This window comes from Sporosarcina sp. G11-34, assembly GCF_026931025.1.
The window spans coordinates 33,517-54,941 of sequence record NZ_JAHNZW010000003.1 but is presented as its reverse complement, the minus strand read 5'-3'; the positions used below and the strand labels follow the sequence as shown (position 1 = coordinate 54,941).

At 39.8% G+C, this 21,425-nt stretch carries 19 protein-coding genes and 1 pseudogene; 6 read left to right on the top strand and 14 right to left on the bottom strand.

Going from position 1 to position 21,425, the window contains the following annotated elements:
- Positions 1-528 precede the first annotated feature (528 nt).
- Positions 529-1,857 carry an argininosuccinate lyase gene (gene argH / locus KSU66_RS04470; RefSeq protein ID WP_269050221.1) on the bottom strand — a complete coding sequence of 443 codons (1,329 nt, stop codon included), beginning with the start codon at positions 1,855-1,857 and terminating at the stop codon, positions 529-531.
- Positions 1,858-3,372: a Na+/H+ antiporter NhaC family protein gene (locus KSU66_RS04465; protein ID WP_269050557.1), complete on the bottom strand. Its 1,515-nt coding sequence runs from the start codon at positions 3,370-3,372 to the stop codon at positions 1,858-1,860. It abuts the gene before it with no gap.
- Between the two features lie 235 nt (positions 3,373-3,607).
- Here KSU66_RS04465 and KSU66_RS04460 point away from each other — a divergent pair, with 235 nt between their 5' ends.
- Together KSU66_RS04460 and KSU66_RS04455 are read left to right on the top strand one after the other, a co-directional pair.
- Positions 3,608-4,210 (top strand): branched-chain amino acid aminotransferase, encoded by a 603-nt coding sequence (locus KSU66_RS04460; protein ID WP_269050220.1) that lies wholly within the window; start codon positions 3,608-3,610, stop codon positions 4,208-4,210.
- Entirely contained in the window at positions 4,203-5,156 is a 954-nt protein-coding gene (locus KSU66_RS04455) for a TRM11 family SAM-dependent methyltransferase (RefSeq protein ID WP_443028940.1), read from the top strand. The genes KSU66_RS04460 and KSU66_RS04455 overlap by 8 nt, the downstream gene beginning before the upstream one ends.
- A gap of 277 nt (positions 5,157-5,433) precedes the next feature.
- On the opposite strand, the gene KSU66_RS04450 is transcribed toward KSU66_RS04455, so the two are convergent.
- From KSU66_RS04450 to KSU66_RS04415, 8 genes are all read right to left on the bottom strand, one after another.
- Positions 5,434-5,988 carry a DUF4240 domain-containing protein gene (locus KSU66_RS04450; RefSeq protein ID WP_269050218.1) on the bottom strand — a complete coding sequence of 185 codons (555 nt, stop codon included), beginning with the start codon at positions 5,986-5,988 and terminating at the stop codon, positions 5,434-5,436.
- Between the two features lie 167 nt (positions 5,989-6,155).
- Positions 6,156-7,106, bottom strand: coding sequence for an SMI1/KNR4 family protein (locus KSU66_RS04445; RefSeq protein WP_269050217.1), 951 nt, complete (start codon positions 7,104-7,106; stop codon positions 6,156-6,158).
- A 153-nt stretch (positions 7,107-7,259) separates the two neighbouring features.
- A complete protein-coding gene (locus KSU66_RS04440) occupies positions 7,260-7,808 on the bottom strand; it encodes a cysteine hydrolase family protein (RefSeq protein ID WP_269050216.1) in 549 nt (182 codons plus the stop codon).
- A 331-nt stretch (positions 7,809-8,139) separates the two neighbouring features.
- Positions 8,140-8,916, bottom strand: a complete 777-nt coding sequence (locus tag KSU66_RS04435; RefSeq protein WP_269050215.1) for an NUDIX hydrolase — start codon at positions 8,914-8,916, stop codon at positions 8,140-8,142.
- Between the two features lie 185 nt (positions 8,917-9,101).
- The gene (cydC, locus tag KSU66_RS04430) at positions 9,102-10,862 is read right to left on the bottom strand and encodes a thiol reductant ABC exporter subunit CydC (protein WP_269050214.1); all 1,761 of its coding nucleotides are present in this window, start codon (positions 10,860-10,862) and stop codon (positions 9,102-9,104) included.
- Entirely contained in the window at positions 10,859-12,595 is a 1,737-nt protein-coding gene (cydD, locus tag KSU66_RS04425; RefSeq protein WP_269050213.1) for a thiol reductant ABC exporter subunit CydD, read from the bottom strand. The genes cydC and cydD overlap by 4 nt, the downstream gene beginning before the upstream one ends.
- On the bottom strand, positions 12,595-13,608 hold the full coding sequence (cydB, locus tag KSU66_RS04420; protein WP_269050556.1) for a cytochrome d ubiquinol oxidase subunit II: 1,014 nt from the start codon (positions 13,606-13,608) through the stop codon (positions 12,595-12,597). The genes cydD and cydB overlap by 1 nt, the downstream gene beginning before the upstream one ends.
- Entirely contained in the window at positions 13,595-14,998 is a 1,404-nt protein-coding gene (locus KSU66_RS04415; protein ID WP_269050212.1) for a cytochrome ubiquinol oxidase subunit I, read from the bottom strand. Before KSU66_RS04415 ends, cydB begins: the two co-directional genes overlap by 14 nt.
- A gap of 526 nt (positions 14,999-15,524) precedes the next feature.
- Here KSU66_RS04415 and KSU66_RS04410 point away from each other — a divergent pair.
- Positions 15,525-16,031, top strand: coding sequence for a DUF3231 family protein (locus KSU66_RS04410; protein ID WP_269050211.1), 507 nt, complete (start codon positions 15,525-15,527; stop codon positions 16,029-16,031).
- A 263-nt stretch (positions 16,032-16,294) separates the two neighbouring features.
- Here KSU66_RS04410 and KSU66_RS21405 read toward each other — a convergent pair.
- The 3 genes and pseudogenes from KSU66_RS21405 to KSU66_RS04395 all read right to left on the bottom strand — a co-directional run.
- Positions 16,295-16,438, bottom strand: a pseudogene (locus KSU66_RS21405) (DUF1801 domain-containing protein); the annotation flags it as partial.
- A gap of 69 nt (positions 16,439-16,507) precedes the next feature.
- Positions 16,508-17,893 (bottom strand): leucyl aminopeptidase family protein, encoded by a 1,386-nt coding sequence (locus KSU66_RS04400; RefSeq protein ID WP_269050210.1) that lies wholly within the window; start codon positions 17,891-17,893, stop codon positions 16,508-16,510.
- A gap of 169 nt (positions 17,894-18,062) precedes the next feature.
- Positions 18,063-18,473, bottom strand: a complete 411-nt coding sequence (locus tag KSU66_RS04395; RefSeq protein ID WP_269050209.1) for a hypothetical protein — start codon at positions 18,471-18,473, stop codon at positions 18,063-18,065.
- 97 nt (positions 18,474-18,570) lie between these two features.
- Here KSU66_RS04395 and KSU66_RS04390 point away from each other — a divergent pair, with 97 nt between their 5' ends.
- The 3 genes from KSU66_RS04390 to KSU66_RS04380 all read left to right on the top strand — a co-directional run bounded on the left by KSU66_RS04390 (position 18,571) and on the right by KSU66_RS04380 (position 20,742).
- Positions 18,571-19,254: a DNA alkylation repair protein gene (locus KSU66_RS04390; RefSeq protein WP_269050208.1), complete on the top strand. Its 684-nt coding sequence runs from the start codon at positions 18,571-18,573 to the stop codon at positions 19,252-19,254.
- Positions 19,255-19,400: 146 nt separating this feature from the next.
- Complete coding sequence (locus tag KSU66_RS04385) at positions 19,401-19,724, top strand: PadR family transcriptional regulator (protein WP_269050207.1); 324 nt, start codon at positions 19,401-19,403, stop codon at positions 19,722-19,724.
- Entirely contained in the window at positions 19,717-20,742 is a 1,026-nt protein-coding gene (locus tag KSU66_RS04380) for a DUF4097 family beta strand repeat-containing protein (RefSeq protein ID WP_269050206.1), read from the top strand. Before KSU66_RS04385 ends, KSU66_RS04380 begins: the two co-directional genes overlap by 8 nt.
- Positions 20,743-20,817: 75 nt before the next feature.
- Here the strand turns inward: KSU66_RS04380 and KSU66_RS04375 are convergent, their stop codons facing one another.
- Positions 20,818-21,321 carry a DinB family protein gene (locus KSU66_RS04375; protein WP_269050205.1) on the bottom strand — a complete coding sequence of 168 codons (504 nt, stop codon included), beginning with the start codon at positions 21,319-21,321 and terminating at the stop codon, positions 20,818-20,820.
- Positions 21,322-21,425 lie beyond the last annotated feature (104 nt).

Genomic DNA, 21,425 nt, shown 5'->3' with positions numbered 1-21,425 from the left:
TACTAACAACAAGGAGAGAGTGAACTTCCTCCCTCCCCCTCGGCGCTAGGCGATGCCTTTGCGGGAATAGCAAAGCCAAAACGGAGGGGGAAAGTTCAACTCCCTCTTTATTAGCTGAAGACCCCGCAGCGTAGGAGGCTATTGAAAAACTACCTTCTTATTAATGAAACTTAGTTGATCATAGCGGAGAGCGGCGACTCCAGCGGGAGAAGCGTGTCCAGTTGAGACCCCGCAGGAGCTTGCGACGAGGAGGCCCACGGACCGCCCGCGGAAAGCGTCCGCTCGGAACGGAGATCAACGAATTGAAGATAAAATTTATCGTCATTGGACTTATTCAGTGGCCCGGCAGCGTAGCGAGAAGGCTGAGGCAATGCCCGCGAAAAGGGAGCCGGTTCAACGACTTTCTTTTTTAAGGAAAATCTTTATTCCAACATACCTATATCATACACCTTATTGTTTAACTGTTGTGAAACTTTTACTTAATTCAAAAATAGAGCTGATCAATAGCTGACCAGCTCTATTCTTATTTCATTGAGTAACGATTTTAAGCAAGCCTTTGTTTCCTTTAGTAATGATATTGTCATAATCGATGTAGTCGTAAATGTCATCCGCTATATGACCACTGAATTTCGCAAACTCCTCAACCGTTAAGTCTTCAATCGCTTTTTCCTGTTCTTCACAGTAAATGATTAGTTTCCCGACGATTGAGTGGGCATCACGGAATGGAGTCCCTTTACTCACTAAGTAATCCGCAACTTCAGTTGCGTTAAGGAAACCAGCTTTAATGGCAGCTTTCATATTATCCGCATTGACATGCAATGTATCAATCATTTTCGACATAATTTCAAGACAATCCAACACCGTATCAAGCGCGTCAAAGAACTGTTCTTTGTCTTCTTGCATGTCTTTGTTGTACGTAAGCGGCAAACCTTTCATCGTCGTCAGTAACGCGAATAATGAACCATACACACGCCCCGTTTTTCCTCGGATCAATTCCGCGGCATCCGGGTTTTTCTTTTGCGGCATAATACTACTTCCCGTTGAGTATGCATCATCCATTTTAATGAAGCCGAACTCCTGGCTGCTCCATAAAATAAGTTCTTCACTCAAACGGCTTAAGTGCATCATAATAATCGAGAAATCGGACATTAGTTCCAATAAGTAATCGCGGTCACTTACACCATCTAAAAAATTATCTACAGGTTTAGCAAACCCTAAAAGCTCTGTCGTGACGTTGCGGTCAATATTATGTGTTGTCCCTGCTAACGCACCGCAACCAAGCGGGTTTTCATCCATAATTTCAATCGCATTTTCAATGCGTTTTTTATCCCGTTTAAACATTTGGGAATACGCACCTAAATGGTGGCTGAACGTTACAACTTGCGCGCGTTGTAAATGTGTATAGCCCGGCATAATGACGTTATTGTCTACAGACTTTTTATATAACGAATCGATTAGCTGCTCTAGCGAATCCATTACTTCACTTGCTTTATTTTTTGCGTAAAGGCGTACATCTACTGCAACTTGGTCGTTTCGACTTCTCGCCGTATGAAGTTTTTTACCCGTTTCACCGATTCTTTCCGTCAAATGCATTTCTACGAATGAATGAATGTCTTCGTAATCGCCTTCGACTTTCAGTTCACCACTTTGAATATCGCTCAAAATCGACTGCAACCCGTTAACGAGCAGTTCGCCCTCTTCAGGTGTTAATAAGTCACTATGAACAAGCATCGTAACATGCGCTAAGCTCCCTACGATGTCCTCATGATATAATCTATGATCGACAGGTAAAGAGGTATTGAATTGTTCCATAATTTCATCTTCACGATTTGTAAATCGTCCGCCCCAAAGTTTCATTTAAACGCCAACTCCTTCTTTAAATTTCCTATTTTGGATTTCCGATAAAACGATGACCGCTGTAATAAGAAGGCCTACCGTTAAAATTAAAGTCAGTGCGCTGCCCGTAATCCCCGCAACGACAAATCCGATAAAAGCAATCGTCGCGTTAAGAAGCGCATACGGGAACTGTGTTTTCACATGATCGATGTGATCGGCTCCCGCACCTGTCGATGATAAAATCGTCGTATCCGAGATTGGTGAACAGTGATCACCGAAAATCCCACCTGATAAAACCGCTCCTATACAAACTAAAAGATGCGCATCGAGTGCAACCGCCATCGGGATTGCGATTGGAATCATAATTGCGAATGTACCCCATGACGTTCCGGATGCAATCGCCATCCCCGCCCCAACAGCAAATAAAATTGCGGGAATGATGAAGGCAGGTACGTTCCCTTTCATCGCTTCGACGAGAAACATTGCTGTTCCCATCTCATTAATGACTTTACCTAGCGCCCATGCTAGTACGAGCGTAACAGAAACATACACCATTTTTTGCATGCCAGCTGTATAGATATCAAAAATCTCTCCAAATTTCTTTACTTTGTAGAAAAGCATTAAAATAATAATCGTAATGGCTGCAAATAAGTAAGCCGTACTTAACGATACCCTAAAATCGCTTCCTGGAACCGGTTCAAACGGGAATCCGAATGAAATTAATAAACCAAATAGCGTAATGAACAATACTAGCAATGGAAGCCAAATTAGAATGGCTCGGCTACCTGTCGTATACTCGGCTTCTTTTTCCGCTCTTCTAAGCGGTTTCGAATCTGGCCAGTATAATTCCCCGGTCGTTTGGATACGTCTTTCCGCTTTTGCCATCGGACCAAAATCGAGTTTCGTAATTGCAACTAGCGGAACCATAAGTACAGCTAAAATTGCATAAAACTGAAATGGAATGACACTTACTAGCGTACTAAATTCGGATGTTGTAATGTTCAACAAATCAAATTCTTGTCTAATTAACCCCATTATGTAAACTCCCCATCCAATAAAAGGGACGAGTACCGCAACTGGAGATGAAGTCGAGTCAATAATCCAAGCAAGCTTCTCTCTTGAAATTTTTGCCTTATCAAAAATCCGATCAAAAACGGGACCGACAATAAGTGGTGTTCCTAAATCGGAGAAGAAAATGATAATCCCACCGAACCAAGCAGATAGTTGGGCTTTTGCACGTGTATTTATGTATTTTGTTGCTTTAGACGCAAGTGCTGCCCCTCCACCCGATTTCTCCATAAGTCCAACAAACCCACCGATGAAGAAAAGTAAAACCAAAACGGCAGCATTATAACTATCCGCTACTTGTGGGAATAAATAATTCCCGATTGTTTCCATCGTTGCTTCAATCGGATGTCCACCAACTAATATTAAGACACCTATGTAGACGCCTGAAAACAATGAAATGATGACGTTCTTTGTAAGTATTGCTAAAATAACTGCCACAATTGGCGGTATTAACGACACAAGACCCATATGTTCCAAAATAGTTTTCTCTCCCCGCGAATAGTTATGCACAATGCTGTATTATAATTTCTTTCACACTGCTTTGCAACCATTACTTTTTTTGGCGTCTATCTTAATTAATATAAAAAGTTACATGCACAACATACGATGCAGATTTTTTGATACCTTTTCTGACGATTAATTATTCGATTCTACACCGAACAATGATAAGATAGACAGTGATAGAAAAAGGAGCGAAATTACGATGATTGAAAAAAGATTAGTTAAACAAACAGAAGAAGCGTTACATTTAATGAAAGAAGCCGATAAAATCGAACTTTTTAAAGAAGAGAAAGAATATGCTAAGAAACACGGACTGTTCCAAGATATAGAGGTTTTAGAGAAAGATTCAAGTACTCGCTTTGCAGATGCCTATATTGAGCGATGTGAAAAAGAAACGGAAGCACTCATACTTGTTGAGGCACCGATCTTTTTAGACCAATCGATAGAGCACTTGAAAAAGAATCGTCATGAATTTATCTTTGTTGAATCGACTTCATTTGGAGTGATTGGCGTCGACGCCATTTCCTTGGAATTCGATGACGTTTTTGAAACGTATACGGCACTACTTGGCTTAAAAATACAAAAGAAATTCGGACCTGCTATAAAAGATTATTTCGAAACAAACTTAACGGGCGATGCAGGGAAATACAGTGTGATGTTTTCAATGGCAGATGGACTGTGGGATGTAAACTTTGCACTTAGCTATGCGGATGGGTTTAAAGAAGATATGACATTAGCAGAGGCTTTCCAACTCATTTATCAATTCTTGTTCACGCTTGTTGAAGCTTGTGAAACGTTTGAGTAAAAAAAATCAGCAATCCAAATTCATCTATACGTATGCCTATCACGGCGATGAAGAAGATTTGTGTCGTATGGAAATGCGTGCATTTTTTGGATTTGATTCGCAGTCCAATGTAGTAAAGAGTAACGTTCAGATTGTTCCAAGCCGAAGTCCTTTTATGAAAGACCGAATTAAAGTGCTTTACGAGTCTGATCATTTAGCAGCAATTTTAGAGCAACTTCAACAAATTGAGTTAAACGGGAAAACATTTAAAGTAACTTGCCTCAATACTATCGACCTTGGCTCAACGAAAAAGATTGGCTATGAAAAACGGCGTGCGGTCGAACGAGATATCGGCATGCATATTGATGGGGAACCCGATTTTGAAAACCCTCAAATCGAATATGCCATCGCTCTTATCGATGAACAATGGGTTTTCGGAAAACATATGCAAACAGAGCCGATTTGGTTTCATCATCAGAAAAAGCCTCATAGTTATTCCATTGCACTAAATACCCGCGTGGCACGAGCGGTTGCAAATATTGCAGTTCCTCATCCTGACGGTGTCCGTGCAATCGATCCTTGTTGCGGCATTGGGACGGTGTTAATTGAAGCCCTATCAATGGGCATTCATATGGTTGGTCGCGACATTAACTATCAAATTGTAGAAGGTACGAAGAAAAACCTTATTTATTTTGGATATGTTGGTGACGTCGTTACTGGTCCCATTTCAGAAGTGACAACGAATTATGATGTTGCGGTTATCGATATGCCGTATAATCATTTTTCTCATATTTCACCCGAGGACCAGCAATCCATCATCACAAATGCTCGTCGCTTTTCTAAAAAAGTCGTTGTCGTAACGATTGAAAACATGGACGCAATGATTGAAAAAGCCGGATTTAAAATTATCGACCGCGGCGAAGCAAGAAAAGGAAACTTTGTTAGAGAAATTCTTATTTGTGAATGATGATTGATAGTTTTGAACAGACAAAAAAAACACCTGGAAAGGTGTTTTTTTCATCTGATTACAGCCATAAGGACATACGACTTCCGCCACTTTTCACCAGAAATCGCCGCAAGACTTACTACCCGTTGCAAATGAGTTTACCAATGGGTTAACGTCAAGAAAGTGTAAATTTACAACTTTAAGGATTTTGAAAGATAAAAAAAGCCTAATCATGCCTAATTGTTGAAGAGTAGATTCTAATTTCTTTTGTAAGGATAACCAATTCGGTTGTTTTCTTTTAGCCTAGTGGTTCTTCTCCAAATCTTTCCCATAGAACAGGAAATAGATTTTCCAAATCATCTTCTTCCCAATCAAATTCTATGTCAGTTACTGATTGTAGTCCCTTCTTGTCAAGGGCTTCTAATAACTCATTATGTATATCGTCATCCCATTCAATATCACCCGTCTTTATAAGCGTGTAGGCATCTACTCCAACCGAAAGCAATTCCTCATTTTGAGGCAAGCCTTCATCATCAAGGTTATCTTCATTTATGTATTCTGCTAAAAATTCGTGGTTTTTCATTACCTTGTTATATACTTTTTCCCCTTGTCCAATCAACCATCCTCTAAAATAGTCAAAAGTATCGTCAGAACAGCCTCCCATCAGAACAAATGCCGCTCCCCATAAACGAGATTGATAACTAGCGTTCATTAATTCTTCAAATAAAAATTCAAAGTCTAATACTTCTTCTAATCCCTTTTGTGCTAATTCCTCTGTTAACCATTCCGCTTGATCAAATTCTCTAGACTTCTCAATTAATTTCCAGAATTCCTTCTTTTCCAATATATACACCCTTTACTTAATTAATTATGAGAGTTATTCAATTTTATCTAACAGGATTTCTTTAAAAATAAATTCATTATAAAAAAATGGCCTTTTTCAAAAACGACCCAATTTCAAGCGAAAGACATCACCTAAGCAAGCAGAATAAAAGTCAACCTTCTTTTAACTTTAAAGGTTTATTCTTCCTCATCGCTTTCCAAGAAATCAATCATAACGGAAACAATTTCACCCGACGCATCCTGTTTGATATAAACTTGATATAAGCCATCTCCATATCCTGACATCGCTACCGCACCACCGGGAACGATCCCACCCTGCTGTTCAGAAGCAACTGCATCGCAACATGCAACATAGTATTTGGATACATCGTCATCCATTTCAATATCATACACATTTGCTACTTCACCAATTATTTTTTCATCATCGTCAAAAAAGGTAAATTCAAAAATCCCAGCTTGAGCTGAATCGACCGCAATCAACTGCTCGATTGGGATCCATTCCCCTTCAGGCTCCGTAGTTCCCCAAAAGACCGCTAGGTGATGAACAACCTCATCCTCATCATAAGAAACTGTAGCCGACCAATCCCCTCGTTTAGCTGATTTTAAAAGAACCTGCAAATCTTCAGAATCCTCTTCGGCGTAACCATAGCAAGGATCGCTTATAATAAGCTTGCCACTCGTCACTTGGAATGTCCCTAGGGAGATTGTTTTGTTTTTATACTTAGCAGTCTCACGTTCGATAAATTCTTTTAATGATAAGGCTACAACTCTGGCCCGGGCTGTTTCATGATCCCAGATATAAACTTGACTTTGCATGAACTTTTTTCTAACACGAAAGCATAGTTTATCTCCTGTTCCGTTCTCGCCGATCGCTATTAAATCGGTGGGCAAAGCTACTTCTCTTTGTTCTAGGTTTTGTCTTACGATATCGTCCCACGTTTGTTTTAGATTTAGGCTACCCTTAATCGGATAGAGAATCCAATCGCCAATCTCCGGATTATTAATCAACATAAAAAGTTCTTTATATTCATCTGGAAACAGTGCACCTATCTGATTTTCTGCTAATTTTATATGTATTTCATTCACTCCTGGTTTTTTTGTTGAAAGCAACTTTATTAAATTTTTCATGATTCACCTACCTTTATTAAATTATTGGAGAATTATTCAATTTATAACGCCATTTCTTCACAAACGAGAATTTCTAATCTATATATGCTGGCCTTATCCAACTGTTACATTCTAGCTCCCGTATTATCCATTCTAGAATATCTTTTACAAGTGTTAAATGACTTCGGCACCTAATGTGTTTTTGAAATGACCTAGTGCCCAATCATGTCCCGCCTGATTGAAGCTGGCAACACCTTGTTCATGGACAACGATTTTAAATCCTTTATTGTACGCATCGACCGCCGTATGAAGAATACAAATATCTGTACAAACGCCAACTAGGTGAAGTTCTATGATGCCGCGCTCACGTAATTTCAATTCAAGATTTGTGCCCGTAAAGGCCGAAAATCGTGTCTTGTCAAACCATAAAACATTATCGTGATCCCTATTCGCTTGATATAGATTGTTTAGGGTACTATATAGTTCGCGACCTGTTGTATTTTCGATATTGTGTGGTGGAAATTGCTTGGATTCAGGATGGTAGGAATCATTTTCTGTATGTAAATCAATCGGAAAAACAACCAAGTCATTATTGTCGATGAATGTCTTCGTTAAGTTACAAATATAATTCAATAACTTTTGGCCGGGTTCACCACAAGTCAATTTCCCATTCGTTGCAACAAAGTCATTTGTATAATCGATATTAAGTAGCGCTTTTTTCATAATAAACTCTCCCCTTAATTCATTTTCTGTTTTTATTAGTTGAGTCGATTTCATAATTCCCTATTTTAAATTAAGACACGAACGACAATGGACTTTTAAGTTTTATTGTTCGTTGATTGGAGCGGAGGGCGGCGACTCCAGTGGGAATAGCAGTGAGAGAGGAAGTTCACTCTCTCTTGGCTGAAAGCCTCGCAGGAACGCAGTGACGAGGAGATCGAAGCCGTGCCCACGGAAAGCGTCCGCCCGAAGCGGAAATCAACCTTGTTCGTATTTCAACACTAAATCTTCCGTTATGAAATTAACTCAGTTAACAATTCGTTAATCGGAAAAATTAATACCTAGCTGTATAGATGGGTTTCACAACATCGATGCCTGCAAATTCGTAAAGCTGGGTCGGGGACTTCGAAGTTCTTTGCGTTTTCATTCCATGTGCTGCATGGATGAATGGAAGTGTTTTTATCTTCCTTGCAAAATTTTGATCACTCGAAATAGCGGGGTCCTTTGTAACCGTTAATAAAAGTGCTTGAAGTTCCGAGTAAGTGAAGTACTTCGGTAAAAAGTTCTGTGCCACCGTCGTTTGAAGTAAGTCGTTCGTAATTCGATTAACAGCTTCTTTTATGATATCGTAGTGGTCGAAAGCTAAATCTAGTTTCAATACGTCGTCTACCGAAAATAATTCAACTTCGGTCGCGTCATCACTTGCTTTTCGCTCCGACAAAGAATATTCAGGGACAATGGCATAGTGTGCATTTGATATAATCCATCCCCGTGGATCCCTACCCGGTTTGTCGTACACACCAAAATGTTGAATGTGAATATTATTTACCCCTGTTTCTTCTTCCAGTTCTCTTTTTGCTGCATCGTAACCCGATTCGTCTTCTTGAACGAATCCACCTGGTAACGCCCACTTCCCAGATTCAATATTCGTTTGTCCTTCCGCGTTTAACAATGCCCGTTTAATAAGCATTAGTTTCAACGTCATTTTGGGTGGCGTGTACTGAGCCATTTGGCGGGAAGTAATGGTGAATACAGCAATATCTGATGTATATCCATCTGGTGTTCGAAACAAGTGAACATCATATTGTTTAAGTGCTTCTTCATTAGACACTTGCTGGGCCCCCTTGCCTATTAATCACTTTTTTAAAGTTAACGATTTGTTAATTGTCAAGTATATCTTATGCCTGATCGTTGAAGAAGTCAACCGAAACGTGAAAATGAAGAATCCTCGTGTTGGGATAACTAATACAAATAAGCGACTAAGATGGGCTATCCCTATCTAGTCGCTTATTTTTGTTAAATGCCTCTATCCATCTTATATAAAGCCCGGTATTTTGACGATGTAGCCATCAGTTCGTCGTGCGTTCCTTGGAGTTGGATACCGCCATCTTCCAAAAAGATAATTTCATCCATTTGTTCAATGCCCGCCAAGTGATGCGTCACCCAAACTACTGTTTTTTCTTTGGCTGCTGAAAACATCGTTTGTAGTAAGGCATGCTCTGTTTTTGGATCCAGCCCAATTGTCGGTTCATCAAAAATAACAATCGGTGTTTCTTGTAAAAGAACACGTGCAAATGCAATCCGTTGACGTTCCCCACCCGAGAAGCGATGCCCCATTTCTTCCATCGGTGTTTTGAGTCCTAATGGTAAGGATGACAGTAAACGATGGAGCCTCGCTTGTTCGACAACTCTCCAAATATCCTCTTCACTCGCCTCGGGTCGCCCAATTCGAATATTATTACCAACTGTCGTATCAAAAAGATGTGATTTTTGATTTAAAATAGAAATGGATGTGGATAACAACGCTTGGTTTGCTTCTTGCCCCGCCAGTAAAATAGTTCCAGTCGTTGGCTGAAGAGCACCTGTCAATAGTTTCAACAGCGTTGACTTTCCTACGCCACTTCTTCCAAGAATCGCAACTTTCTTTCCCGCTTTAATCGTCACAGAAATATTCTGTAAAACAGTTTCGGTACTTTCTGGATAGCGATACGAAACGTTTTCCAAGTGAATCATAGATTTATTATCGAAGGTGCTTAATGTATTCCCTGGAATTACTCGTTTTTCTTTTTCGATGTCTTTTACTTTAACAAGTTGTGTGCCGACTGGAATCGCCGTATTCTCGATTTTTTCTAAACGCCTTAGTGATTCTTCATACGTCGGGATATGCTCAATCGCTTCAGAAGTAGGTGCAAGCGCATCTGTAATCGACAGCATCATTAATGTGAAAGCCGCAATAACCGTTGGCGCAATACGTCCTGCTTCTGCTTCGCCTCCTGTCCAAATGATCATTAGTATTACTGAAACCCCAATGACGAGTTGTATAAAACCACTTCGCATATGCCGAAAGCGTTGAATTTTCTTTTCAGTTTCCATCAGCGCATGTTCATCATTTTGATAATTCGTTAGAAATGTTTTCGTACGACCACTTGCAATCCAATCCGACAAACCAAATACCGCATCTGTTAATTGTTCGTATAACTTGTTTCGTTCATTTTTTAGCGCAATGTATTTTCGGCGCGTTATTTTTGAAAAAAGAAATGGAATTAGAAACACAATGACGCCTAATGTAAGTGCCATCAGTAACGCAAATACCCAATCAAACAAACCGAGAACCCCAATTAAAAGTCCATAAATGAACAAAGACAATATACTTGGAAAGACCGTTTTCAAATAAAAGTCTTGTAAATGCTCGATATCATCCGACAACATACTAAGTAAGTTTCCTGTTTTGTAACGAGATCGCAAGAACAATGCTTGTGGTTCAAGCACCTTGTACAACCGAGTACGCATCTTCTCTACAATCCGTAAAATGATATCATGTCCAATTAATCGTTCTAAATAACGCATCGTTGATTGACTAATGCTAAACAGGCGAACGGCAACGATTGGAACGTACACAACCATAATGTTTTCGGGTCTGAGGGCCGATTTAGAGATTAAATACCCAGATATGAATAACAACATCGCACTCGACCCGACACCGAGCGCACCGAATAGAACCGTGAGTAACATACGTCCGCGATGCTGTTTCATATACGGTATAATCCAAGTGCTCACATACCTTCGCCCCTTCCCCTATCCTGTCTAATTAGATCCGCATATGTTCCGTTCATTTTAAGCAACTCATCATGGGTACCGTTTTCAACAAGTTGACCCTCTTTTAAAACGACTAAATGATCCATTTCTTTCATCCAATGAATGCGGTGCGTTGCAAGAAAGACGAGTTTCCCTTCAAAAAGTCGAAGCATCGATTGCTTGATTTCAAATTCTGTTTCGATATCGAGATGGGCTGTCGGTTCATCGAGTAATAAAATAGGGCGTTTGCTTAAAAGTGCTCGCGCCATAGATATACGTTGTTCTTGGCCACCACTTAAAGGTCTTCCGCCTTCACCAATACGTTCATTCATTTTCCCAGGCAACTGCTCCACGAATGAACCAAGACCGATTTCATCGACCACGCGGTCAATTTCTTCGTCCGTTGCATCTGGTTCATAAAAACGGATGTTTTCTTTAATAGACGTAGGAAAAATATAAGGATGTTGTGGGATATAAGCAATCTGTTCCACCCAGTCCCCCCGCATAAGCGAAGACATTTTCTGTCCATTCACTTCAATGCTACCGCTTGATGGTTGTAGGAATCCCGCAATAATATCGATGAATGTCGATTTTCCCGCTCCACTTTCACCTACTATGCCGATTGCCCCATTTCCTTTCCATGAAAATTGGAGTCGATGTAAAATTGGTTTCTCCTTATCATCACTGTCCGCTGTTATTTCATGAAATGACAATTGACTAGATGATGTCCATTCGATTTTCGATGTCACTGTTGGCCCAATGAGTTCTTCTTGCTCTTTAATAATTTCTTCAACTTGGACTAAAGCAATTTGCCCGTCCAATGTCGCATGGTAATCGGTCCCAACTTGGCGTATTGGCAGGAAATATTCGGGTGCCAATATAAGAATCGTTAAAGCTGGAAGTAGAATCGTCGTTCCTTCAATTAATCGGAATCCAAGACTTACCGCAACAAATGCAATCGATAAACTCGTAAAAAAATCGAGCGCAAATGATGATAGAAATGCCATACGTAAGGTTTTCATCGTCGCTTTTCGGTATTGTTTACTGACGCGTGCAATTTTCCCTTCGTGCTTCTCGCTCTTCCCTAAATACGTTAATGTTTCCAACCCTTTTAATGTATCCATGAAATGATTCGATAGCACACGATACGTATCATACTGTTTATCCGCCATTTTTTGCGCCGCCATCCCGAGTAAAATCATAAATACAATGATAATCGGAACAGTTGCAATTACAATAATGGAAGACGTACTATCCAATGTGAAAATGTACATTGCAAGTACAGCAGGAATAATAAATGTGCGTATCATTCGTGGAATGGCTATTTCCAAATAAGTTTTAATTTGTTCAATTCCTTCAATCGCAAGTGTAACAAGTTGCCCGGTTCCCTTTGTCTGTGCAAACCGGGGCCCTAATTTAAAGTAGGAGACGACTAACTTTTCACGTAATGCTTTCGTTGTTCGAATTGCAAATCGTTCGGCAAAAAACTGCTGTATATGAGACAGTGCATGACGAAGGAGAAAGAAGAGTAGAAAGAAACCTACGTCTTTCCCAATCGTTTGCACAGCCGCACCTTGGAATAAAAACGTCACACTTCGTGCAAGAAAGATTGCCTGAAAAACAATTACGACCGCCTCGAAAAGGATTAATATAGCTAATGTCACATATAGTGAACGGCTACCAGGATAGGATGGAAGACCTTTTTTCCGTTCCATTAATACTCCAGCTCGTCTTTGCCTTTAAGGCGTTCACGAAACACATAATAGCTCCATCCTTGATAAGCTAATACAAAAGGTATGATCGTGAGCGACACATAACTCATTACTTTCAACGAATAATCTCCTGATGACGCATTGTATACCGTTAGATTATTCGCTTCGCCGAGCGTACTAATCATAACCCTTGGGAATAAACCGATAAATACGCTTGCGACTAAGAGTAACATCGTCAGTGATGTAAAAAAGAAAGCCCATCCGTCTTTATTTTTTGCATTTAAAATACTAGAAAATAGAAGGGCAGCCCATGCCAATAATGGTAGTGCAATCCATGCGGTTCCATGAGCCGTAAAAATGTCTGTTTTCCAAAGCCCGACAGCAGCAAATGCAAGCAAGACGATTAACGCCAAAGGAGCAAATCGTCTTGAAGCTTTTTCCGCACGTTCTTTCAACTCCCCTTGCGTACGTATTGATATAAACTGAAGACCATGCACAATACAAAGAAGAAGGAACATGACCCCCCCTAGCAATGCAAATGGGTGAAGCAATTGCAAAAAGCCACCAAGCATTTCTTTATTTTCATCAATTGGAACGCCTGTCATGAAATTCGTAAGCGCAACACCCCAAAGAATCGGTGGAACACTACTTCCAAAGAATATCGCCCAATCCCACACCTTTTTCCACGTAGGATGCTCGACTTTCCCTCGAAATTCAAAGGCTACCCCTCGAATAATTAACGCCAGCAACATAAATACAAATGCAATATAATAGCCACTGAACAAGGTTGCATACCAATGCGGGAATGCCGCAAACATTGCCGCTCCGGCTGAAATAAGCCACACTTCATTGGCATCCCAAAATGGGCCAATCGTATTTAAATACACCCGTTTTTCATGATCATTTCTACCAAGATACTTCGCAACTGTTCCGACACCGAAATCAAATCCTTCAAGTATGAAGAATAAGGTGAACATAAAAGCAATTAGAATAAACCACAACTCACTTAATTGCATCTTCGTCATCCTCCCTATCAAATGGGTCCACAGAATCCGTAACAACCTCTTCATCGAGACTTGCATCTTTCTTAATTGTACGGACAAATAAATACACAAGTACGCCAGCTAAAATTGCATACATCGTTGAAAACGAAATGAGTGAAAAGAGTACTTCCCCAAAGGTGACATTAGGTGATACGGCATCTTCTGTTTTCATAACACCAAAGACTACCCACGGCTGACGCCCCATTTCTGTCATAAGCCACCCAAAGGAATTTGCGATAAACGGCAACGCAATTGCGAACACCATCAGTTTCATGAATCGTGGTCTTTTTTCAAGCCTATTTTTCCGCGACAAGAACCATCCGTAGAGTCCAATTAAAACCATAATCGTCCCTGTCAATACCATAATGCGGAAACTATAAAACACTGTTTTAACAGGCGGAATATAATCGCCAGGTCCATATTTTTCTTCGTAATGTTCTTGGATCTCGTTCATTCCTTCAACTTGCCCACTAAATTTGTTAAACGACAAGATGCTTAACATATAAGGAATTTGAATCTGGTTCGACGTTACTTTTTCATCCGTATTGATTTTTGCAATGACTGTGAACGGTGCTGGATCTGGACTGTCAGCGTACAACGCTTCAGCCGCAGCCATTTTCATCGGTTGACTCGTCATTAAAAACAAGGCTTGCTGATGACCAATTAGAAGAACGCCCATTGTTGAAATCGTCGCAATGATAATCGAAATTCGAAATGATTTTTTAAACATATTTGTTTGTTGTTTCTTACTGATTTTCCATGCACTCACTCCCGCGACGAAAAAAGCGCCTGTCGCAAATGCAGAAGTTAACACGTGCGGAAACTGCACCCAGAGTTGAGGATTTGTTAGTAGCGCTAGAAAATCATTCATCTGCGCCCTTCCATCGGCGTACTCAAATCCTACCGGATGATGCATGAATGAATTCGCAGTTAAAATCCAAAACGCCGAAAGAACCGTTCCGAATAAAACAAGCCAAATTGACAGTAGATGAATTCGCTTCGGCAATCGGTTCCAACCGAATACCCATAAGCCAATAAATGTAGACTCCATAAAAAATGCAAGTAACCCTTCAATCGCAAGCGACGGTCCAAACACATCTCCGACGAATCTTGAATAGGTCGACCAGTTCATACCAAATTGAAATTCTTGTAAAATACCTGTTACGACACCGACTGCGAAATTGATAAGAAATAACGTCCCCCAAAACTTCGTCATCTTCTTATACAATTCATTACCTGTTAGGTGATAAATTGTTTGCATAATCGCGATAATTAACGCGAGCCCTATTGACATAGGAACGAACAAATAATGAAAAATAGTTGTAGAGGCAAACTGTAATCTTGATAATTCTAGAACATCCACAGTGCATACATTCCTTTCAATAAATGATTGAAATCGTATTACTCTCCAAATAAAACATAAGATTATTTAACTACACCCTAATTGTAGCGTGAATCTATGCGCTATCTGTGAAGTCCATTTGCCAAACCATTGACTAATCAGCGACATATTCTTGGCGGAATGTTGACCGATTTTCGACATTTGTTATTGTGACAAAATAATTATCCCAATTGTTCACACAAAAAATAAGCACACTATAAAAAGATTAGTGTACTTACTTTTAACGCTCTTTTTTTCTTGCTGGGTCATTTAATAGTAAGAACCGTTAAATAAACCTGTTCCACACCATCTAAATTCTTTGCCATTTTAATTGCTCCTTCCACTAAAAATTCTAGTTTAAACAGAAGACAGTTGTTTATCCAAAATAACTTAAAATGTGAAATGCTTTCACATAATTAAACAGTCCAACCTTTGATTTTTTGTATAAATAGTTCCTTACTTCACATACTAGTCGTGAATGACACATAAATAAAAGGGAGTGCTTTTATTGGGAATTATGGATGGTAATCCAAAAAATGAGCCGATGCATTATGGAGAAGTTATTGGTTCATGGGCATTTGTCGGAGCTAATACTGGACTTATTAGTGCATATGAAGCATTTATCAATCACGCCAGCGATAAAGAACTCGTAAAACTTCTTGAAGAGTCCATTCATATGATGGAATCCGAAAAAAAGGAAGTCGAAAAGTTATTAAAAAACAACGGAATCGTGCCTCCGCCATCTTTACCTGGGCGACCAAAAGCAAATGCTGAGGAAATTCCCGCTGGTGCAAGGTTCACGGATCCAGAAATTAGCGCAGCTGTTTCCATAAACGTAGGACAAGGACTCGTATCGTGTAGTGAGGTAATGGGACAATGCCTCAGAGAAGATATTGCGATGATGTTCGGCAAATTTCATGTAGAAAGAGCCATGTTAGGTGCAAAGTTACTTAGGTTAAATAAAGAAAAAGGCTGGATTATTCCACCTCCTCTTCAAATAAACAAATCAAAATGAAATAAGTAAAACAATCTTCCATAGCAACAACAAAATGTTACAAAGCATTAATAAATACATGAAAAGGGACTATAAACCTTACTGGTATAGTCCCTTTTCCTATATCTACACGAAAATCAATAATAGCTCGTATTTGTACAACAATCAGATTATTCTATAAAAGGAACTCTGTCTGCATTATTATAATAAAGTGCATGGCCATGATTGACAACTCCAGCTAATTATTAATCGACTAGAAAATTGCAGTAAAGGTGCAATTTTAGTCCCTCATAAGATGCTTTAAAATCTGTCGTTTCAGTGAAAATATCAAGTAATTTATAGGCGTCTTCTCATTTTTTAAGATTCTCAACGTTTTCGATAAACTCAATGATACTGCTGGCATTTTCTTCTGTCTTGGGTTTGTACATAATTAGCGATATCCTTACTATTATTATAAAAAGTAAAGTGCTCAGCTAGTAGGCCGAGCACTTTGTTACTTATTTTGAAACATGAGTCGTAAAGTCTGCTAGCAAACGCGCGCCGTATCCTGTTGCCGATTTCGCGTAATAACCGGATGCTTTGCTTTTATCCATAACACCCGCCATATCTACGTGTAGCCATTTGCTTTCTTTCGGAACGAAACGTCGAAGGAATAAACCAGCTGTAATTGAACCTGCTCCGCTTAATGAGCTAATGTTGTTCATGTCTGCATAATCGCTATCCAATGAGCTGTCATATGCATCGACTAATGGCATTGGCCAGATGAAGTCGCCGTTTACGTCACCGATTTTTTTAATGGCAGACGATAGTTCTTCGTCACCAAATACGCCGCCGAGTTCTGTACCAAGGGCATTCATGATTGCGCCAGTTAACGTAGCGATATTAACGATGTACTCTGCATTCCATTCACCTGCACGAATAAGTCCATCAGCAAGAATTAGACGTCCTTCTGCATCCGTGTTTCCTACTTGAACGGTTAACCCATTTTTATAATGGATGACTTCTCCCGGTAAGACAGATGTGTTATCCGGCATGTTTTCCACAATTGGAATGAGTGCAACGACATTCACTTTTGCTTTCGATTTTGCAAGCAATGTAAGTGCCCCAGAAACTGCAGCTGCCCCGCCCATATCCATGCGCATGTCGCTTAAATCTTTGCCACTCTTCAAACTAATACCGCCTGTATCAAATGTCACACCTTTTCCGACGAGCGCAACGAGTGGTTTAGAATCGTCGCCTTTGTAGACAAGCTCTACGAATGCCGGCTTATATTTACTGCCCCGTGCAACAGTTAGAACACCGTTCATTTCCAACTTTTCAAGTTGTTCTTTGTCCAACACATTTACTTGTACATCAGTACCTTCAAATTTTTGCTTAAGCACTTCTGGAAACGTTTCTGGATTTAAGACGTTCGAAACTTCATTCATTAGATCCCGTGAAAACGCAGTCGCTTCCGCCCGAATTTTACCAGCTTCAACAAATTGTTGTGCTTCATCGCCTGTTACACTTAGCGTTGTCTCAAATGGAGTAATACTTGGTTTATACTTAAGAAATTGGTAAGCACCTAATTGCCATCCTTCTACAAACGCTGTGAGAACTTCTCCTTTGTCTAGTTTAGGAAACCCATTTGTAAGGACGTCGGCTGTTACTTCCGCAGATGTTACTTTACGAGTACTTAAATCTCGTGCTAAATTTCCAGCAGTTGCACGTACATTTTCTAGTGTAATAAGCGCTTTCTTACTTTCTTTCACAACTACGTAATGCGTTTCATTCAATAGAACCGAACAATGACCGGCAGGACTATTTTCCACAAAATCTTTTACTGATTGATTTCCAGTGATGAGTGAATCTTTTTCAAATAGTATTTTTACATTGTTGGACATTTTACATTCCCCCATTATCTAGTTGACAAGTTCTTTCTGAAAATTGTCTACTATAATTGTATCACTCATGGTCATTATCTTCTATCCGCAAAGACAAGATAAAGCGTGGCAATCGTAACTAACAATAAAGAAACTAGAAACCCGTTCAAACGACTTCTGTTTGAAGGTCTCAATCCAATATTGTTAAGTTAGCCAATTCTTTCCGTTCTTCTTCATTCGCTTCAGACATGCTCTTAATAATCCAGCTAGCATCTTTCTCAACGATGATTGCAAACTCAGTTTCACCTTTCACGTACGATACGTCTTTTCCATGTTTGTAACCTTCTACCGCGCTTAATATAGTGTTGATTTCCGGGCCGGGTCCTATCTCACCAAGCACGATGTCTCCATTGATTGACATAATGGCAAGCTTTTTATCAGCAAAATAAGCAACCGTATCTTTATCATAATAGAACGTGGCTAAAATTAAGCTGAATGCAAAAACAGCAATACATATAAATCCACCGCCCATCAGAATACCAAATAGAATATTAGATTTTCTCGATTTCTTATCTGTATTGCTGTTCATTGCTTCGTTCACTTCATTTGCACCCCCATTATGTACTAAGTTACTAGTTGAATAAACGTTCCTTACCTAGCCATTATGATACACTTTTCTTAATCAAACCTTTTAGGAGATGAACACGTTAAAAAAAATATGGGATCATAGAGGAATCATTGAAAAGTTTGAAGCAAATCGAAACGTAGAACAAGCAGAGCCCATGAAGGCTTATATGAAAGATCATTTCTCCTTTCTTGGTATAAGGAGCCCCCTTCGAAAAGAGCTATTAAAAGAACAGTTTAGGGAATACGCACTTCCTGAACCTGAGCAACTTTTTAGTGAGGTTTGGAAGCTATACAAGCTCCCAGAGCGTGAATACCAATATGCGGCGATTGCTCTTCTTGAGAAAATGAAAAAGCATTTAACAAGTGATGATTTACCGGATTTATTACAACTGATTGAATCCAAATCATGGTGGGATAGCGTCGATTCAATTGCACCGAAAGCTATCGGTCATGTCGTGAAGTTGGATCGTACGCACGGTGAAAAAGTGATGCGGGAATGGTCCTTGTCAGACAATATGTGGACCAATCGTTCCGCCATTCTCCATCAATTAAAATTCAAACAAGAAACAAATACGGATTTATTATTTGAGATGATCAATCAGCATTCAAGTTCAAATGAATTCTTTATTCAAAAAGCAATAGGATGGGTGTTACGAGAATACGCTAAGACCAATCCGGATATTGTGAAATTGTTTGTTGAGGAAAATCCTTTAAAACCACTTAGTAAACGGGAAGCATTGAAACATTTTAAGTGATTTGAGTAAAAGCATCTGTAATCAGATGCTTCTTTTTTACAACAGTACCTTGCAATGAATAGTACTGAGTGATATATTATTAGCAACAAGTTACATTTCATATTATAGTACTGTCTATTGATTTGTAGTGAAAGGGCGTGTAAGTGTTGAATGTCCAATTTAAAAAAGGTGTATTAAATCTTTGTGTGCTCGTTCTTCTCGACAAAGAAGATCGATATGGCTATGAACTTGTCCAAAAAATTTCAAACCAAATTTCCATCTCTGAAGGTTCAGTATATCCACTTCTTAGACGGTTGACGAAAGAAGGTTACTTTACAACTTATTTGCAAGAATCGACGGAAGGTCCCCCACGCAAATATTACAAACTAACCGACTCTGGTCGCGAGTATCTTCATGAACAGCTGAACGAGTGGAAAACCTTTACAGACGGCGTCAATACATTAATAGAGGAGGGTGTTAGGCATGACTGAAAATCAATTTATACGCGTACTTGAAGATACTTTGAAACAATTACCAAACGAGGAACGGAACGATATCATTCAAGATATTCACGAGTATTTTACAAATGGTCGCGCAGATGGAAAGACAGATAGTGAGATTGCCAATTCACTTGGCTCTCCTAGTCAAATCGCCGAGGAGCTGCTTGCCTCCTATTCGTTTGCTACGCAAGATATTCCTGACGAAATAAGCAATGAACTGATTACGCTTCAAAATAATACGTATACGAAAATTGACATGAATGTCCAGCACGGTGCACTCGTTGTTCGCCCATCCACTGACACCGTAACGACTGTCGAATTAATCGGTGCAAATGAAAAAATGCAATTGTCTGCGGAAGTTGTTGGCGATACGCTATTCATCCGTTTAAAAAGTCTACGCCACTGGTTATTCATGTTCAATATGAAACCAGTGATTGTTAATGTGTTTATTCCAAGCAAGCTCTATCAATCCATTGCAATGAAAACCGATAACGGACGCATTTCAGCAAGGAAATTACTTGGAAAAAGTATCACTGCCAACACCGATAATGGACGAATCGAGTTAAATGAAATCGCTGCATCCGACCTTTCTACTGAAGCGGATAATGGACGCATTATGCTAGATAAAATACAGGCCGATACTATAAAAGTGGAGACTGATAACGGGCGAATTGAAATGCGACACATTGAAGCCGACACTATTTCCGTGGAATCCGATAATGGTCGAATCGAAATGGAACATGTCGACGGGGCCATTACGGGTAAAACGGATAATGGGCGGATTACACTCGAAACATCGAGCCTTGATCGAAATATGGATTTCCGTACAGATAATGGAGCAATCTTCATTAAATCAAAAAGTAAACCGACAAACCTGTCAATTTACACGAAGACAGGTAACGGAAAAATAGATGTCTTTGGCGAACAAAATTCAAAAACAGTAATTGGTGTAGGAGAAAATACACTTCGTTTAAAATCGGGTAATGGGCGGATTACTGTTGGCTACTAATTAATATATACGCACATTAAGCAAAAAAGGGATACAACTTATCAGATTTTCCGATAAGTTGTATCCCTTTTCCCTTTATAATTCCGGTGCTTCCCCGCCGAATTCTGCCCATTCTTCGCGGGATGGTCCATAAACACCAGGTACACTAAGACCCGCTTGACGCATGAGTACGGTCATTTGGCCACGATGATGTGTCTGGTGTGACGGTAAAATGCCAAGTACGGTTGCGATTGGCCATTGCTCTCCGTACATATCTTTTACCTCACTAAGTGTTGCGTCTGTCCACTGCCCTTTTATCGCAGCAACCATTGCCGCACTTGACGAACGGTACGCTTCCGCAATTTCGTCCGCCGATGCGGGAACCGGCGTATCATGACGTGCCCCCTCGAATTCAAGTCCCGTCCGTGACATCATTTCATCCAATGTCGTTACAACATGCCAAGCAATTCGGCCTAGTGTACGATCGTCAGGTGAAACTTCTTGTGTAAGTGACTCGTCTGTCAATGCATTCAATACTTTTTGTGTCGATCCACTTTCGTGACCCCAATTAGTTAAAAATTCCTCGATTGTTTTAAACATAAGTGAACCTCCCCAAATTTGTTGTTCCTTCTGTAATATACGGGAAGTATTCGGCCGATTCCTCCTTTCTGCTATTCTTCCGTTTTATGTACGTAAAATCGAAT